Annotated in this window: 12 protein-coding genes; 5 read left to right on the top strand and 7 right to left on the bottom strand. The window is 42.0% G+C overall.

Annotated features, from left to right (window positions below; translation table 11 throughout):
- Positions 1-293 precede the first annotated feature (293 nt).
- Positions 294-3,491 carry a T9SS type A sorting domain-containing protein gene (locus tag IH598_02505; GenBank protein ID MBE0637373.1) on the top strand — a complete coding sequence of 1,066 codons (3,198 nt, stop codon included), beginning with the start codon at positions 294-296 and terminating at the stop codon, positions 3,489-3,491.
- A gap of 33 nt (positions 3,492-3,524) precedes the next feature.
- A complete protein-coding gene (locus tag IH598_02500; protein MBE0637372.1) occupies positions 3,525-5,012 on the top strand; it encodes a T9SS type A sorting domain-containing protein in 1,488 nt (495 codons plus the stop codon).
- Positions 5,013-5,260: 248 nt separating this feature from the next.
- Here the strand turns inward: IH598_02500 and IH598_02495 are convergent, their stop codons facing one another.
- Both IH598_02495 and arcC read right to left on the bottom strand, forming a co-directional pair.
- Entirely contained in the window at positions 5,261-6,262 is a 1,002-nt protein-coding gene (locus IH598_02495; GenBank protein ID MBE0637371.1) for an ornithine carbamoyltransferase, read from the bottom strand.
- Positions 6,263-6,438: 176 nt separating this feature from the next.
- Positions 6,439-7,386: a carbamate kinase gene (arcC, locus tag IH598_02490; protein ID MBE0637370.1), complete on the bottom strand. Its 948-nt coding sequence runs from the start codon at positions 7,384-7,386 to the stop codon at positions 6,439-6,441.
- A gap of 268 nt (positions 7,387-7,654) precedes the next feature.
- Here arcC and IH598_02485 point away from each other — a divergent pair, with 268 nt between their 5' ends.
- Positions 7,655-9,169: an SLC13/DASS family transporter gene (locus IH598_02485; GenBank protein MBE0637369.1), complete on the top strand. Its 1,515-nt coding sequence runs from the start codon at positions 7,655-7,657 to the stop codon at positions 9,167-9,169.
- Positions 9,170-9,229: 60 nt separating this feature from the next.
- On the opposite strand, the gene IH598_02480 is transcribed toward IH598_02485, so the two are convergent.
- Complete coding sequence (locus IH598_02480; GenBank protein MBE0637368.1) at positions 9,230-11,002, bottom strand: DNA polymerase III subunit gamma/tau; 1,773 nt, start codon at positions 11,000-11,002, stop codon at positions 9,230-9,232.
- A 130-nt stretch (positions 11,003-11,132) separates the two neighbouring features.
- Between IH598_02480 and IH598_02475 the strand changes: the two genes are divergently transcribed.
- Positions 11,133-12,440, top strand: a complete 1,308-nt coding sequence (locus IH598_02475) for a polysaccharide deacetylase family protein (protein MBE0637367.1) — start codon at positions 11,133-11,135, stop codon at positions 12,438-12,440.
- 14 nt (positions 12,441-12,454) lie between these two features.
- On the opposite strand, the gene radC is transcribed toward IH598_02475, so the two are convergent.
- The 4 genes from radC to IH598_02455 form a co-directional block, all read right to left on the bottom strand.
- Positions 12,455-13,153 carry a DNA repair protein RadC gene (gene radC / locus IH598_02470; GenBank protein ID MBE0637366.1) on the bottom strand — a complete coding sequence of 233 codons (699 nt, stop codon included), beginning with the start codon at positions 13,151-13,153 and terminating at the stop codon, positions 12,455-12,457.
- Positions 13,154-13,238: 85 nt separating this feature from the next.
- Positions 13,239-13,499 carry a 30S ribosomal protein S20 gene (locus tag IH598_02465; GenBank protein MBE0637365.1) on the bottom strand — a complete coding sequence of 87 codons (261 nt, stop codon included), beginning with the start codon at positions 13,497-13,499 and terminating at the stop codon, positions 13,239-13,241.
- Between the two features lie 122 nt (positions 13,500-13,621).
- Positions 13,622-14,353, bottom strand: a complete 732-nt coding sequence (locus IH598_02460) for a TlpA family protein disulfide reductase (protein ID MBE0637364.1) — start codon at positions 14,351-14,353, stop codon at positions 13,622-13,624.
- Positions 14,354-14,519: 166 nt separating this feature from the next.
- The gene (locus IH598_02455; protein MBE0637363.1) at positions 14,520-15,911 is read right to left on the bottom strand and encodes a T9SS type A sorting domain-containing protein; all 1,392 of its coding nucleotides are present in this window, start codon (positions 15,909-15,911) and stop codon (positions 14,520-14,522) included.
- Positions 15,912-16,183: 272 nt separating this feature from the next.
- Here IH598_02455 and IH598_02450 point away from each other — a divergent pair, with 272 nt between their 5' ends.
- On the top strand, positions 16,184-17,599 hold the full coding sequence (locus IH598_02450; GenBank protein ID MBE0637362.1) for a phosphotransferase: 1,416 nt from the start codon (positions 16,184-16,186) through the stop codon (positions 17,597-17,599).
- The last annotated feature ends 385 nt before the right edge of the window (positions 17,600-17,984 follow it).

The following is a 17,984-nucleotide window of genomic DNA, read 5'->3' as shown; positions in this document are numbered from 1 at the left end:
AGTTTTTTTTTCAATTTTGTTCATCGATTTTTTCAGCTATTATTCAGTTTTTAAAGCGTGTTTTTATGCTGAAACAGTGCACCGTAAACTGATTTCGATTAGCCTTAAACTGATTTTCATTTAGCTGTCTGAATCAGAGTTTTAATTTTGTTTGGTTAAATAGCTGAGATCGAACCTACCGAGAAGGAACAAAAATCAGCAGGTTTAATTAAAAGCAGTATTTTAGTGGCACGTTTTTTACTGATGAGTTGAATTTAAAAAATAAAAAATTATACTAATCAAATTTTCATAACATGAAACGTAAACTTTTACAATTGAGCTTATTAACGTTTATTCTTGGGTTGACCGGGCTCATTGTTGCATCTGGCTTTGTTGGTTCAGATCATCCTTCTTCAAAGAGGAGCGACAATTTAGAAATAGTCGATGCAGCGGAGTACCTTCATCAGATCAGGAGCAACCAGATTACCGGCGAAGTCAACTCAAATGATGTACTTCTTGCAAGGGAGCAAGCCGAAAAGCGACAGTTGAAATCGGGTAACTCGCTTGGGCTGAACTGGTCTTTTGTTGGTCCGGATAATGCTCCGGGACGTGTAAGAGCGCTCATTTTCGATAATAAAGATCAAACTGCAAAAACGTTGATAACTGCAGGGGTTACAGGTGGTTTGTGGAAAACAACAAATCTTGGATCTACCTGGAGCAAGATCAATACAGCAAATCAGAATCTTTATGTTACCTGTATGGCCCAGGCTGCTGACGGAACCATTTATGCCGGTACAGGCGAATACTTTTGTACCGAGGCAGAAACCTATATCGGAGGGTTGGTAGGTCAGGGAATGTTTAAATCAACGGATGGCGATACTTTCACCTTAATCACTGAAACCACACCTACAATAACTGCTGATAATGATACTGTTGAATGGGCATACATCAACAAAATTGCCATAGATAAAAACTCAGGAAGAGTTTATGCTGCCACTAATGCAGGTCTGTGGTATTCGGACAATGGAAATTCCGGTTGGATGAAAGCAAATCAATATTATCATGATACTCTCACATACGAGGTTGCACTTGCAATAGATTCAACGGTCCAGTGCGACAGTTATGAAGTGGTTGGGAATACCATAATTATGCAAAACCCGCAGTTCAATAAGGCTGTTGTTGATACAACCAATTATCAGAAAACTGCCCTTGCGCCAGAACGTCAAATTATGGAATTTGGTAAGATTAACTGTTCTGATGTAGAGGTTGGAAATGATGGAACCGTTGTGGCTACTTTTGGCGATATGGTGCACATTGCAACACCAGGTAGCAATCTTGTTTTCACCAATAAATCCGGTACACCTTCCAATCCAAAATTAATTACCCGAGAAGACAGGGATTACACAACTACTTTAATTGCAGTTGATACACTTGGTAATTCAGCCAATCGTACTGTTGCATTCAATCAGCTAACCAATTATGTTCCCGATCCTGCCCTTGGGCGTCCAAGTCCGTTGGCAAATAATCCCGGAAGGTCCCAGGTAGCATTTGCTCCCTCCGACCCAACCGGTAATATTATTTACGCTGTCAGTACACAAGCCGGATTCCTTTATAATGTTTATCTTTCAGAAGATAAAGGCGAAACATGGCATGTGATTTTCCCCGGCGGTTCAACAACACTAAGACCATTCAATGGTTCAGCCTGTTACAACAATGTTTTTGAAGTATTTCCTGATAACCCCTATAAAGTTTTGCTTGGAGGTCTTACCATGTGGTTAGGCCAGCGGATTGAAGGAACAAACGGTTATTTTGACTGGGGACTTGGACCAATTACTGCATTTTTACCTGCGGGCCATCATGTTTATGCTTTCCAACCAGGAACAGTTAACAAATTGGCGGTTGCCACTAACAGAGGTATTTCCTACGGAACTGTTACTACCGGTTCAACAGACTTTAACAGAATTAATCGTACGCTATCTATTACCCAAAGCTATACAATTGGTATTGGAGGCCTGAAAAGAAAAGCAGTTACAGGAACACAGGGCGATGGAACCTGGTTCATCAGCGGTCAGGGCAATACAACAGAAAACGGAGAAAAAATTGAAGCTTCCAATGGAGGCTTTTGCGAAATTTCAAAGATTAACCCAAATGCATTCGTTTATAGTACAAGTACAGGAGTCATTGAGCGCTCAGACGATGAAGGGCAAAACACATCCTTTAATTTCAATGCGCCAACTTCGAACCTTTTCATGACCCCGATTGCTTTGTGGGAAGATTTTGAGAGCGAGAACTCGCGCGATTCAGTCACATTTAAAGCAACAACCAACTACAGTGAAGGTGAAGTTATAATTTGCCGTAGTGCAAACCCCGGATTTGGTCTTGATGCTGGTTATCCTTTCACCTATACTTTAGAGGAATCCCTTTCCGAAGGCGACTCATTGCGAATCAAGGATATCATCCAGTCCAAGCTTTTTATTGCTACACACAATACAGTTTATATGACCAAAGATGCCGTGAAATTCAGTAAAGACACTGAATGGTGGCAGATTGCCCTTGTAGCCGCAGCAAACGGAGCACCAACCTGCATAGCTTATTCAAAAGATGCAAACTACCTGTTTATTGGTACCAGAACCGGAACAATCATGAGGATATCTAACCTTGCCCTTGCTTACGATTACGAAAGAGCTGACATAAGAAGCCCGTACTGCATTGTTTCTGCGGACATTATTCAGTATCCTGCTTTCCAGGGAAGATTTATCACATCAATTGCATTTGATCCGAACAACGATAACAACTTGATTGTAACTTTAGGAAATTATGGAAATGAGGATTATGTTTACCGTTCAACCAATGCGTTGGCATCTCCTTCAACAGGTATTAACTTCATGAGTATCACGGGTGATCTTCCGAAAATGCCGGTTTATTCTTCCATTATTGAAATGAACAATTCAAACATTGCCATAATTGGAACCGAACTTGGTGTTTACACCTCTTCAGACATTGGAAATGGTGCTGTAAGTTGGGTTCCCGATAGTGAAGGTGTAGGAATTATCCCGGTATTCCAGATTAAGCAGCAAACAATTTTCAAGGATGAATTCATCATTTACAGTGAAGACCCGACTACTCCTCCACTGATTTATCCAAGAGTTGACAACTGGGGCACAATTTACATGGCTACTTACGGAAGAGGTGTTTTCAGAGATGACAGCTATGAAATTGTTGGTATTAATGACCCGGAAATGCCTGTCAATGCAAATATTTCAACCTTCTCAATTTATCCTAATCCTGTGCATACAACTGCTACATTCACATTCGACCTCATAAGCAGCAGCAATGTCAGGATTACTCTTTACAATCTCAACGGAATGATCGTGAAGGAATTTAATGCAGGAACGGTGTCATCAGGATCATTTGATGTAACACTTGATTGCTCCGATTTACCAGGTGGCGCTTATGTTGCCAGGATTGATGCCGGAAATGAAATGCTCACTGCAAAAATGATAGTTCGTTAATTTAATTACTGTAACAAGAAAAAAGATAATCCTATGAAAAAATATTTAGTTACCGCGGTGTTTTTCCTGGTTGCCTCTTTCACGATGGCACAAATCAAAGTGGAACCGCCTGTTCTTGTAACACCGGCAAATAATGCAACCAACCAAATGCCTGATGTATTGCTTGATTGGAATGCAGTAATCGGGGCGATAAATTATGAGTTGCAATTGAGCGAAAATGCTGACTTCACAGCCATTGTTTTTGATTCAATCACTGACCTTACAGCTGTCAAAACTAGTTTGCTTAAATTTAGCCTCCAGCATCACTGGCGTGTCAGAGCAATTTATGAAGGTAACAGCACTTCAGAGTGGTCGGCAGTCTGGTCATTTACTACTTTCACGAAGTTTGATCTGTTCAGGCCAAATAATGATGCTGTTAAACAGGTTCCGGATATTAACCTTCAATGGCGCGACAGGGTTGGCCAGATTTTAATTTCAGGAGTTACTTTTTTTGACGTTCAAATTGATACAGTAAACACATTTGACTCACCAAATCTTCAGGAGTTTATGGTTACGGGTACAACTTTTAATAAGCCAATGGCTAATTTGTACTTTGGTGTAAAGTATTTCTGGAGAGCCAGAGCAGGACACACAAATGATATTTCAGGCTGGAGCGACGTGAGAAATTTTACAACACTTAATATTATTGATCTCAAAAAACCGGATAATAATAGTGTAAATAATCATTTAAATGTGAATTTGAGGTGGGATGATATTTCAGGATTAACCAAGTTTGAATACCAGGTGGATGATAATGCTGAATTTGCCTCGCCTGATGTTGAATTGACTGAAAACATCATCGAACCTGCCAAAAATCTGATGTATGGAACGCAGTATTTTTGGAGAATGAGAGGCCGCCATGAAGTGGATACCACAGATTGGTCGCTGGTATGGAATTTTACTACTTTCACAACTCCGGTTCTGACCAGTCCTGCAAATGGTGATACTGGTGTGGTCCTTCGTCCTCAGCTGCGCTGGGACCAGATCAAAGGAACGATCAAGTACGAGATCAATTATTGCAAAGACCTCGAAATGCTCGACTCCAAAATCTATTACAAGGATGCAAGCGATGATGAAATCCCCCTTCTGAACGTAAATACCGATCTCGAATCAAGCACTTTGTACTATTGGAGGGTGAGGGCCATGAGTGCTATTGATACCAGTGATTTCAGCCCTGTATGGACATTTACTACTTCTTCTCCCGTTGGTGTTCCTGAATATTTCAAAGATTCAGAACTGGCCATTTTCCCCAATCCGGCCCATGATGTCATCAATATTCAGATCAATACAAACCAGCGGACTGACGTGGAACTGGCAATTTATGATTTACTGGGACAAGCAGTGTTTAAAAGAAACCTTTCTTTGAATGCAGGCTTTAACCAATCAGAATTATTACTTGGCGATATTTCCAATGGCATTTACCTGATCAAATTGGTGAAAGATGATCAGATTTATACAAACAAGATCATTATCAGTAAATAACCTGATAGCATAACATATAAAAAGCCGCTCCTGATTCTAGGGCGGCTTTTTTGTTAATAGAGAGTTTTAATTACTGCCAGCAAGAAAACTTTACAAATTTGTTTTTCAACGATTTAATTACCCCACCCTAAAGGGAGTAAATCGTTGAAAATCAATGCTCCCGGAATTTATCCCGAGACTTCGGGAGGGTTGGGGCACTCATTGATTTTCAACTTCAGGGGTTTTCTTTCTGGCACTAATAAAAAGCCTTAGCTTCCAAGTGTAGCAACCATCACAGCCTTAATGGTATGCAGCCTGTTTTCGGCCTGGTCGAAAACGATGGAGTGCGGGGATTCAAATACTTCTTCTGAGACTTCCATCTCAGGCAGGCCGAATTTCTGGAAAATTTCCTCTCCAACTTCTGTTTCGCGGTTGTGGAAAGCTGGAAGGCAGTGCATAAATTTTACATCAGGATTCCCGGTCTTTTTCACCATATCCATGTTCACCTGGTAAGGAGTCATCATTTTAATCCGGCGGTTCCATTCCTCGGCAGGTTCGCCCATCGACACCCATACGTCAGTGTATAAAAAGTCAACCCCTTTCACCCCTTCAGTAACATTATCGGTTAGGGTGATTTTGGCTCCTGTCTCTTTGGCAATGGCACGGCAAGTTTCAACCAGCTTGGCATCCGGGAAGAGTTCTTTTGGAGCCACAGCGCGGAAGTCCATTCCCATTTTTGCAGCGCCAACCATCAGCGAGTTGCCCATATTATTCCTTGCATCGCCCAAGTAAGCAAATGAAACTTGGTGCAAAGGCTTGTCAGAATGCTCACGCATGGTGAGGAAGTCGGCCAAAATCTGGGTTGGATGAAATTCGTTGGTAAGTCCGTTCCAAACCGGTACACCTGCAAATTTTCCCAGTTCTTCGACGATATCCTGGCCGTAGCCACGGTATTCGATGCCATCGTACATTCTTCCCAGCACCCTGGCGGTGTCCTTCATTGATTCTTTTTTACCCATCTGTGAACCGGCAGGTCCCAGGTAAGTAATCTGGGCGCCCTGGTCAAAGGCTGCAACCTCAAAGGCACAGCGTGTGCGGGTTGAATCTTTGGCAAACAGCAACACGATGTTTTTACCTTTGAGGCGCTGCTGCTCGGTACCGGCATATTTTGCCTTTTTTAAATCTGAAGAAAGGTCAAGTAAAAATCTAATCTCCTGTGGAGTAAAGTCAAGTAACTTCAAAAAATTCCTGTTTCTTAAATTGAATGCCATAAAATATTTATTTAGTGTGTTAAAAATATTGATTATCAATTTGAAATATCAAAAACCAAAATACAAAACTCAAATAATTCCGAAGTTCCAATCTCAAGAATTTAAACAGTTTCGGATTTTGATTTTCAATATTAGGATTTGTTTGGTGCTTGTTTTTTTGAAACTTGTGATTTGAGTTAAACCATCACAACCCTTGTTCCGCCATTGTCAATTCCGAGTTTGGTAGTTTTTGTGATGATGGCATCTTTTCCGCTGTGTTCCACAAAATAGATAGCAGCCCTGATTTTTGGCGCCATGCTTCCTTCGGCGAAATGACCTTCAGCAAGATATCTCTTTGCATCGGAGATGGAAAGGCGGTCGAGGGTTTTTTCCTGCGGCGTGTTGAAGTTCAGGCAAACTTTTGGTACATCGGTAAGGATGAAAAATTTATCTGCATTGATCTGAGCCGCGAGCAATGCTGAAGCCAGGTCTTTATCAATTACCGCATCAATTCCCTGGAGTTTATTCTCTTTGGCATAGAAAATCGGGATGCCGCCACCACCAACGGCAACCACGATGGTGCCTTCCCTGGCAATTTTCTCAATGGATTTTTTATTGTTGATTACAAGAGGTTTGGGTGACGCTACCACTTTTCTCCAACCCCTGCCACGCGGGTCTTCAGCAAATACTGATCCTGTTTCGGAAGTAATTTTATCGGCTTCATCTTTTGAATAATATGGGCCTATCGGTTTGGTCGGCTTTTGAAATGCCGGATCATCCTTATCAACCAGCACCTGGGTGATGATGGTTATGATATCCCGGTCAAGATCGTTATACATCAGTACGTTTTTAAGCTGCTGCTCAATTACATATCCGATAAATCCCTGCGAGTAGGCCACGCAAATGTCGAGTGGCATTTCGGGCAGGCCATAAAGTTTGTTGCCGGCAATGTTATTCAATAAGAGATTACCCACCTGCGGCCCGTTGCCATGGGTAATTACGAGGTTATAATTTTTTTCCTGGATCAGGGTAACCAGTTTTTCACAGGTTTCGAACGCGTTTTGTTCCTGTTCATCAATGGTGCCAACCTGTCCTCCCTGTTGGAGTGCATTTCCGCCAAATGCTACAACTGCTAATTTCTTCATATCCGTTAATTTAGTAATAGAAAATTTGCCGCAAAATTAAGCAAAATCCCCCTATTCAACGCCAACAAACAGCTAATACCGATTGCACTTTCAATATAGTCCAATTTCGACTTCGTCTCATTGTACTATTTTCAAGTAGCATCGGCATTTACCATTGTAAAATTATAAAATGGTTTGGACCATTTTATAATTACAATTGGTATAAGAGTTAGCAGATGTTAGATTTTAGGTACATTTGATTTCTAATTCTCATAAACATTCATCACCGATGAAAATGAAGTCGTTTATTAGTTTTGTAATTGCACCGCTGATTTCACTTTACCTGATCTTTTTTATTGAACTTGACCCGGGCAATCCTTTGGTCACAGCCACCCTTGCAATAGCGTTGCTGATGGCCGTCTGGTGGATTACAGAAGTGGTTCCACTTGCCGTAACATCACTCATCCCGGTTGTGCTTTACCCATTGCTTGGGATTATGAGCGGAAAAGCTGTGTCGCTGGTTTATTTTAATGATGTTATTTTCCTCTTTTTGGGAGGGTTTATCCTTGCTCTTGCCATGCAACGGTGGAATCTTCACCGGAGAATTGCACTGAGAATATTGGCTATCACCGGGATGGGGCCTGGAAGGATTTTGCTTGGTTTTATGCTTGCCACTGCTTTTTTGTCGATGTGGATTTCAAACACTGCAACTACCATGATGATGGTTCCAATCCTCCTTTCGATTACCAATAAAATGGAGGAAACCTCCTGCGATGACAGCGTAAAAAAATACAGTATCGGACTCCTACTTGGTGTTGCCTATAGCGCTTCGATAGGTGGAATGGCCACATTAGTCGGAACACCCCCAAATCCCCTGTTTGTAAGTATTTTCCATATCTATTTTCCAGAAGCCCCCGAAATCTCTTTCTCACGATGGCTCATGTTTGCACTTCCTATTGTTTTAGTTATCTTTATGGTAGCCTGGCTTTATATTTACCTGATCTATAAACCAAAAAGTGAGAGTTTGACCGGGCTTGACAGGCAAACACTGCGCGGTCAGCTAAAAGAAATCGGCCCCATGCGTTTTGAGGAAAAAGTTGTACTGGTCAATTTTATAGCTGTGGCAGTTCTATGGCTATTCAGGGCTGATATCGACTTTGGCCGTTTGATCATTCCCGGGTGGAGCAGGCTGTTGCCTTTCAGCAATTACATCACCGATGGAACCGTGGCTATTTTTATTGCCATACTTCTTTTCGTTTTACCATCAAAAACGGATGGCTCCACAAGGATCATGAACTGGAAAACTGCCGAAGATATCCCCTGGAATATCATTTTGTTGTTTGGAGGTGGCTTTGCGCTCGCTTCCGGTTTTAAAGAATCCGGCTTGTCGGGCTGGATTGGCGGGCAGTTGATCTGGGTGGCCGATTACCATATTCTGGCTGTGATCCTGTTCATCGCCTTACTGATGACCTTTTTAACCGAGCTTACTTCCAACACTGCCACCACCGAAATGATTCTCCCCATCCTTGCCGGCATTAGTATTTCGGCCGGTATCAATCCTTTGCTGTTGATGATCCCCGCCACCCTGTCTGCATCCATGGCTTTTATGCTGCCGGTGGCCACACCTCCAAACGCCATCATCTTCGCCACCAACCGGTTGCGTGTGTTGGATATGGTCAAAGCGGGACTTTTCCTCAATCTTATCGGAGCGGTGATCATCACACTGATGACGTATCTGCTCGGGATTTGGGTATTTGATATTGACTTGAGTGCGATGCCGGATTGGGCTATTTTTAGCGGCTAAATCTAAAGACGAAATCTAAAAATTAGAGAGATGATCCAGGGTTTTTTTCCCATTATCGAATCAATATTCAAGTGTCAGCCCAAATTTCTGTTTCAGTTCTCCTACCACAGGATTCTTTTCGACAAAATGCTGATAAACTTCTTCCGGCTTGTAAGGCCTCACCTGCACAGCGATGGCATTCACATTCACCTTAATCCTGACAAAATTGTTGTTGAGTTCTTCACGAAGAAATGTGATTAAGTCCATCTTTTGTGCATAAATTTCTCTTTGCTGTAACGAGTTGCTCACCTCGAAAGTGATCTCAAAATCATCGCTGATTTCGGGTTTGGCAGCAATCAGGGTGCTATACAGATTTGGATGGCTGGGAGCAATCTTATTGGCATATTCTGTCCACGTTTGCTGTAGTTGTTCGGGTTGGATTTTCCGAGCATTCAAAAATTCCTCTGATTCGAAATCAAAGGTTTCAATTTCTTCACTTTCCGGGCTGTCTTTGGTTTGGCTCACATCATCCTTAATCGAAATAGTGGAGGGGATAAATGTTGGTTTAGCCGGTTCATTAACTTTGTTTTGATTTGCAGGGTTTGCTGGAACTTCAGGAGCAATTGCAGGGTTAGTCGTTACTGCTTGCAAAGAAGGTTTGGGTGGCGGTGGTTGGGTGGGTTTTAACTGAGCGGAAATTACTTCAGTTTTTTTTTCCGGTGGTGCAACTGCCTGCAAAGGTCTGTTGTTCGCAAGGTCCAGGTCATTAATCGAAGCCAGTTGCATCAGCGCGATTTCGATGTGTAGCCGCTTGCTGTTGCTCATTTTGTAACCAAAATCTGTTTTCTGAATGATGTCGAGTGCCTTGATCAGGAAGGTGGGAGAACATTTTGAAGCTTGGGCCAGGTAGCGCTCTTTGATTTTTTCGCCAACTTCAAGCAGTTCAATGGTTTTTTTATCCGTACAAACCAGCAGATCGCGAAGGTGGGCTCCCAGTCCGGAAATAAAATGCTGCCCGTCGAAACCCGATTCGATCACTTTATTAAAGGTGAGCAGACTTTCAAAAATATTTCCCTGGAGCAGAAAATCGGTAACCTTGAAATAGTAATCGTAATCCAGTACGTTGAGATGCTCCACAACTAGCTCATAGTGCAATTCCTTACCAGCAAAACTGACCAGCTGATCGAAAATTGAAAGGGCGTCGCGCAGGGCGCCATCGGCTTTGTAGGCAATCACCTGCAACGCTTCTTCTTCGGCCTGTACGCCTTCTTTGCTGGCCACAAAAGCGAGATGACGGGCGATGTCCTTCACCGTAATCCGTTTGAAGTCGTAAATCTGGCAACGGGAGAGGATGGTCGGGATAATCTTGTGCTTTTCGGTGGTGGCAAGGATGAATTTCGCATATTCAGGCGGCTCTTCCAAAGTTTTCAGAAAAGCATTGAAAGCCTGCGACGACAACATGTGTACCTCATCAATGATATAGACCTTGTAGCGTACCGATTGCGGTGGAATCCTGACCTGGTCAACCAGGCTGCGAATGTCCTCCACTGAATTGTTTGAGGCGGCATCCAGTTCAAAAATATTAAACGAAGCACTGCGGTTAAAAGAAAGACAGGAGTCGCAGGCATTGCAAGGTTCTATGTTTTCGTCCAGGTTCAGGCAGTTGATGGTCTTTGCAAAAATGCGGGCGCATGTGGTTTTTCCTACACCTCTCGGTCCGGTGAATAAAAAAGCCTGGGCCAACTGCTGGTTACGGATGGCGTTTTTCAGGGTGGTAGTAATATGATCCTGTCCAACCACGGTATCGAAGGTGGCAGGCCTGTATTTTCGGGCAGATACAATGAAGTTGTCCATTTAATAACTTGAAATTGAAAGCCCAAAAGTAGTTATTTTTGGGCAAAGTGATTTACCAATAGCATCGCCGGGAGTGATACGATCGGGTGGTGAAAAAAATGAATTATTTTTGTCCGGAAAACACATTCAAATGATCCTTGTCTATACACCACGAATCACCAAGAGGATAGGCTACATTTTTAAACTCTATTTTGATCAGATACTGGCCACTAACTATGAGATGACTTCGAACATGGAAACATTCCGGTCATTCCATGGCGCCAAAATCAATTATTCAAAAGAACATGCTGAAGGCTGCCTTCATTTTTTTCCTGCCGAATTACTCTTCAAGACGGGCATCGAAGGCCAGGAATTGAGCGTCTTTACGTACAATGGGATCAAAGCTTTTTACCCCGTTCATGATCATACATCCGTTTTCCCGTTCGATCCCTTTGCGGCGGCATTTTACCTTGTGACCCGTTACGAGGAGTATCTTCCTTACAAAAAGGATCGTTTTGGCCGGTTTGATGCCATCGAAAGTTTTTCGGCTAAAAACGACTTTCTGCAAAAGCCTTTGATCAACATTTGGGCTTATCAGATCAGAGATTTGTTAAAAGAAAAATTTCCCGGACTCAGGTTCAGGAAACGCCAGTTTCGTTTCAGGCCAACCCTTGACATTGATTCGGCTTACGCATTTTTACACAAAGGTGTCGTAAGGAATGTTGCCGCTACCGGGCGTAATATTTTTAACCTTGATTTTAAAGAAATCAAAGAACGTTTCAGGGTGCTGGTCGGGCGACAGGAAGACCCTTTTGATACGTACGACTTTCAACTTTCTCTTCAAAAGGAGTTTCACCTGCACCCGATATATTTTATTTTGATGGCTGATTATGGTGAATTTGACAAGAATTTGCCAGTGAACAATGCCAACTTTCAACGACTGATCAAATCGTTGGCTGATTATGCTGAAGTTGGGATTCATCCTTCATTCGGCGCCAATACAAGTTTTCAGCGCCTCAACACAGAGGTAAACCGTCTTTCGGGCATACTGAACCGCGAGATTACCAAAAGCCGGCAACACTTTCTCAGGCTTAACTTTCCGGTAACCTACCGAAACCTGATTCAAGCTGATATTACCGATGATTACACCATGGGTTATGCCTCGCTGCCCGGCTTCCGTGCCGGCATCTGTGATACGTATTATTTTTATGATCTTGATCTGGAAACCGAAACCATGCTTCGCGTGCACCCCTTTGCTGTGATGGATGGTACATTGAAAGATTACGTGCAAAAGGAACCGGCAGAATCACTGGAAATCATCCGCGAAATCATTGATGAAGTAAAGGCGGTGGATGGAACATTTATCAGTCTGTGGCACAACGAGTCACTCAATGATCTGAAACGATGGGAGGGGTGGCAGGCGTTGTATGTGGAAATGATCAGGTACGCTGTTGGCTGAGTCTTGCCTGAGCCTTACATTTCACCGCTGTCGGCAAAAGAATAGTATTGTTCTGAACCAATGATGACATGGTCGAGTACAGCGATTTCAAGAAACTTTCCTGCTTCCTTAATTTTAATGGTCAGTTTTTTATCCTGTTCGCTTGGCAAAACACTCCCGGAGGGGTGATTATGTCCGAGTATGATTGAAGTAGCATTGTTTTCGATAGCAAGTTTAAATACTTTTTTCGGATCAACTACAGTTCCTGTAATCCCGCCTTCGCTGATGTTCAGCGTTCTGATGATCTTTCCGGCCTGATTGAGCAAGATCACAAAAAAGTACTCGTAGTTTGGATCGCCAATGTGCATCTGCATTACTTCAAAGGCGTCGTGGCTGGTTATGATTCTTTTCCTGTCCATTACTTCGGCGCCTCGGCGACGATTGCCAAGTTCCATCGCTGCAGCTATGGTTATGGCTTTGGCTTCACCTATTCCCTTAAATTTCTTCAGGTCATTCACGGTCAGCTTTGACAGTTCGATCAGGTTATTGTCAACGCTTTTCAATATTCGTTTGGAGAGGTCAACCGCCGATTCATCCTTGTTTCCTGAAGCAATCAAAATAGCGATCAATTCAGCATCGCTTAGCGATCCTTTACCTTTCAGGAGCAGCTTCTCCCGTGGCCGGTCGTCTTCCGACCAATTTTTGATGGAGGCTCTTTGGGTGTTTTCGTCCATGAGGATGGTTGTTAATGATTAACTAAAACAAAAAAAGCCTCTAATGCCGAAACAATAGAGGCTGGTCAATATGTTGATTTTGTTTTTACTCAGCAACAGTAACAACCAATTTTTTCGACAACTTCGATTTCAGGTTGGAAGCTTTGTTCTTGTGAATAATGTTACGCTTGGCGTTCTTGTCAATGATCGAAACCAGCTTTGGGAATTGTTCTTTAGCTGCTTCAGGATCGTTAAGCGATCTGAATTTCTTAATTGCATTGCGCATGGTCTTGGCATGGTAGCGATTGCGCATTTGCTTGATCTTGTTTGCCCTGATTCTTTTTAAAGCGGATTTATGATTTGCCATCTATCTAAAAAATTTAAATTCAGTACGTTAAATTAGTTTACTCTATTTTTCACACGAAAAAATTGGGCTGCAAAAGTACAATTGTTTTTTTATTAAACAACAACTGATCAATTAAAATAATTCTAATTCACCAGATAACCCTGAAGAATCCCGTCCAGTTCATCAGCCGTGAACATTTTATTGACAACAATTCCATCACGGTCAATGAGAAAATAGCCCGGCAGGTTTTTAATCCCGAAAAAGCGGACATCACGGTCTTTCCAGCTATCAATCACATACACATTGTTTTTCCAGGGATATTTCTTTTCATTCAAAGCCTGGATCCATGTTTCGCGCTCTTTGTCAAGTCCTATGGTATAAATCTCGAAACCTTTCCCATGCTTAAAATTTTTATTGTTGAACTTGTTGTAGCTCTCACGAAGTTTTTCATTGTCAACAACGCAGTGATGACAAAGTGAGTTCCAGAGCACAACCATCACAAGTTTTCCACGCAGACTGCTCAACTTCAGCAATGTGCTGTCGGGGCTGTAATTCACAAAATCGCCAAGGTCGTTGCCAATTTCGTTACCAATGATAATTTCGCCAGAAGTGCTGCCGGAGGCAGTTTGATTTTGTGGAGGCTGGGTAATGGTTGTTTGCGGTGTCTGAGCTGATGCAGTAGCCTGTGGCTGTGTGCCCGGCAAAGCCTGGGTTTGCTGTTCAGCAGATTGTATTTGTTTCTCAGCAACAATAGTTTGATTGGGCGCTTGCTCCTGAGTAGCTGCTTGTTCGCCGACCGGTTTGCTTTCACCGGCGCATGCAGCAAACATGGCAGCAATTGCAATGATTATCAAATAATTTGAGATACTTTTCATAATTTACTTATTGATTAAGATTCACATTTAAAATTTCGGCAAAATTAGGAATTTCTCCTAAACCACTTTGCAACGAAAGAAGCCATTTTTAACCTGTCAGGATAAAATTCAATCCCCTCAGGTTTTTTGTTACGTCAACCTTTTGACCGATTTTCCGAAAAGGAAATTATTTCAGGACTATTTTTTTGGAAAGCTGACTGCTGCCGCTGAGGATGTTGACAACGTAAAGTCCTCTTGGCCAATTATGAACCGGGACGGACGCCTCAATTGAACTACTTTGATTTTCATAAATCAGGATTCCTTTAGTATCATAAATACTGATTAAAATCGGAATTTCTTTTTGATTTTGAATGAAAATATGGCTGGCTGCAGGATTTGGCGAGATGGTTACCTCAGATAACAACTGATGTTCTTCAACATTACTCCAGCCAAAAGAAAACCGGGAATAATACAATTGCCAAAAGCCTTCGATTTCGGCTTCCCAAATCAGATAAACATAAATGGCATAGTCTGATTCAGGTTCTCCGTCATGATATGAAGGGTTCCGGCATTCGGTGTTTAAAAAACTTAACTGGTAGGATTCTCCGCTTCCCCACCAATGTTCATAAGCGAATAATTCTTTGTAGTCGCCCACCACTTTTGGATAGGCCAATGTGTAAAAGTTCAGTTCAAAAATGTCTGATTTACTAATAGCTGGCGCTGACCAAACAGCAAAGTCAAAAGGTTCATCTTCGATCAGATTTAATGGATAAAACTCCCCGGAATTGTAATCATACTGATAATTGTTGATTTGCCATTGTTCGTCATTTTTGTAAGACCATGATACCACACCATCATGCGTCCATCGTGTATTTTTTTTGCTAATCTCCGGTTCAGCGATTAATGTTTGAGGCGCCCCCCAACCTGATGAATATGAATATAGTGCGTACGCTATATGATCCTCCAGCGAATCCTTTTCAATCCAGTATAACCTCCAGTTCGATATTTCGAAATTAGGTTGGCTGATTTCGCCAAAAGCAACGGTGTCGGGAGCAGAAAATGTCCATACCCCGTTAACATAAATCTTTTTGGATGCAAGAAGATATTCATCCGAATTCCAGGCTACCCAAAAATATTCTGTGGTGGTGAGTTCGTGATTTTGGTAACCTGATGTCCAAAATGGTATGGTATCAGACTGATAGCCGTTGTTGCCAACTTCGATGGTATAAAGCTGACTTTTACCATTGCTGACTTTTTCAAAAATTACCAAAGCTGAGTTATCATTCCAATTTGAAATCAAAGTTGGTCGCCTGAAATGTATTCCAGGCTCGGCGATTAATTCAACGGGGTCATCGCCCGTAAGGTATTTTTTGTACCAAATGGCTGTTGAAGTAGTGTCAGTGTATTGCTCCCACAAAACAATCCAACCAAGTCCATAGGCATATCCCAGGTGCGCATTTGCTTTGTGTGAGGGTGAATCGGTAAATGGCTGCGGGAGTGAGTAAAGCCATTGCGCCGACAATGTAGTGGAAAAGGTTACAAGCAGAAGCATGAGCAGGAAAAGGTTTAATTTTTTCATTTTTGAGTGTTTTTTGAAAATTATGGAAGTGAAAGAATTTACAAATGTAGAATTAAATTTCCTTCAAAGTTTAAATTGTAAGTGTTTTTTTTTCAGCTAGTTATGATTTTATCTGACAAATGTTTGATCAGCGCTCTGCAATTTTAAACTATTTTTGCCAAAAGTGTTTTGAACCATGCTTTTACAGATATTTTTTTGAAACCAATTATGGTAGAATTCACTCTAACAATTTGTCAGGGCAATTTTCTTTGGAAGTTTTCAGCTACTCATCAATGAACCAGATTATCGAAAATTTAAGTCGTTTGTTTCATCAATGGTCGGGTATTGAACCCGAACAGGTCACTCCTTTGCAGCAATCCGGCTCCTACCGGCGCTATTTCAGGATGACCGGCAGAGGCAAAACCGCAATCGGCGCCTATTATGATCAGTTAGCCGAAAACAGGGCATTCATTTCTTTTACGCAGCACTTTTTTGATTTTGGGTTAAGTGTTCCTGAAATTTACCTGGTGAATGAAGATTATACATGCTACCTTTTGGAGGATTTAGGGGATAAAATTTTATTCGATCATCTGAATGAAATCCGGCAAAAAGCAGGATTTGGCGATGAAATGAAAGAAACCTATAAACAGATTCTCGACGAACTGATCCGCTTTCAGATGATTGCGGGAAAAACAATTGATTTTTCCCTCAGCCATCCGGCGCCGGTATTTGATGCACAAGCCTATCTCTGGGATCTCAATTATTTCAAATACAACTTCCTGAAACTGGCCAATATCCCGTTTGATGAGTTTTGCCTTGAACAGAATTTTCACAAGTTAACCGAACTCCTTCTTTCCGCCGATCATTCTTTTTTTGTGTACCGCGATTTTCAGTCCCGTAATATCATGTTAAAAGAAAAACAGCTTTATTTTATTGATTACCAGGGAGGCCGGAAAGGAGCGCTGCACTATGATGTAGCTTCTCTTTTGTTTCAGGCACGGGCTGAAATTCCTTTAGAGGTAAGGGAGGAGTTAATTGATCATTACATTTTGCAGGCCGGAAAAATTGAGCCCGAAAGTGTAAAAGATTTCCGTACGCATTTTTACAACTTCGCAATGATTCGCGTTTTGCAAACACTTGGTGCTTACGGCTTCAGGGGGTTGCATGAGCGGAAGCGCCATTTTCTCGAGAGCATTCCCCTGGCTTTGAACAATGTCAGGTGGCTGCTAGAAAACAACAAAATTCCGGATGAGCTTCCGGAAATCAAACGCTGCTTGTTGGCCACCCTCGAAAGTAAAACCCTCAGACAAATGACACATCCTTCGCTAACCCTTCAAATCAACAGTTTTTCCTACAAACGTGGGATTCCGGCTGACTTATCCGGAAATGGCGGTGGGTTTGTTTTCGATTGCAGAGCGCTGCCAAATCCTGGTCGTTATGCTGAATATGTCCACCTGACCGGAATAGACCAGCCGGTGAGAGATTTTCTGCAAAATTACCCGGAGGTGACTGATTTCATCGAAAGCGCTTACCAGATGGTAAAACAGGCTGTGGATGTTTACTCTGAGCGGGGCTTCACCAATCTGATGGTAAATTTTGGCTGTACCGGTGGCCGGCATCGCTCGGTCTATTGTGCTGATAAGCTCTCAGAAAAACTGACGGGCACTTCCGGTGTTGATGTTCAGCTCCGACACCGTGAACAAGAATAAATCCATGATGTTCAATTAGCTCATTTTACCTAATTTAGATAAATCAGAAATTACAAAATACAATAAACAAATCTCTCAATATGAGTCCTATGGACAAATAAAATTCTCCACAGGAGTCCTTCGGACAATGTACAAAGGATCAAAAATTCAAACACCTAAAGCAACACTGAATGTGGATTAGTTTGGGTAATTGAATTTTTAAATTTGGTATTTTTTTGTCATTTGACATTTGTCATTTTCCTATGGATGCCTTCGACAGAAAATTCTGCCAAAAAAAGCAAGAGATTAAAAAATAAGATACTCCCACATGGCAGAAAAGCGCTGTAAAGAGGATAAAAAGAAAGTTTCTCCAAACGATAAGTTTGTCTGCAGCAAATGCAACAAT

The organism is Bacteroidales bacterium (assembly GCA_014860585.1).
Classification (GTDB): domain Bacteria; phylum Bacteroidota; class Bacteroidia; order Bacteroidales; family 4484-276; genus RZYY01.
The sequence above is the reverse complement of the archived record's forward strand: the minus strand, read 5'-3'. Positions and strand labels throughout refer to the sequence as shown.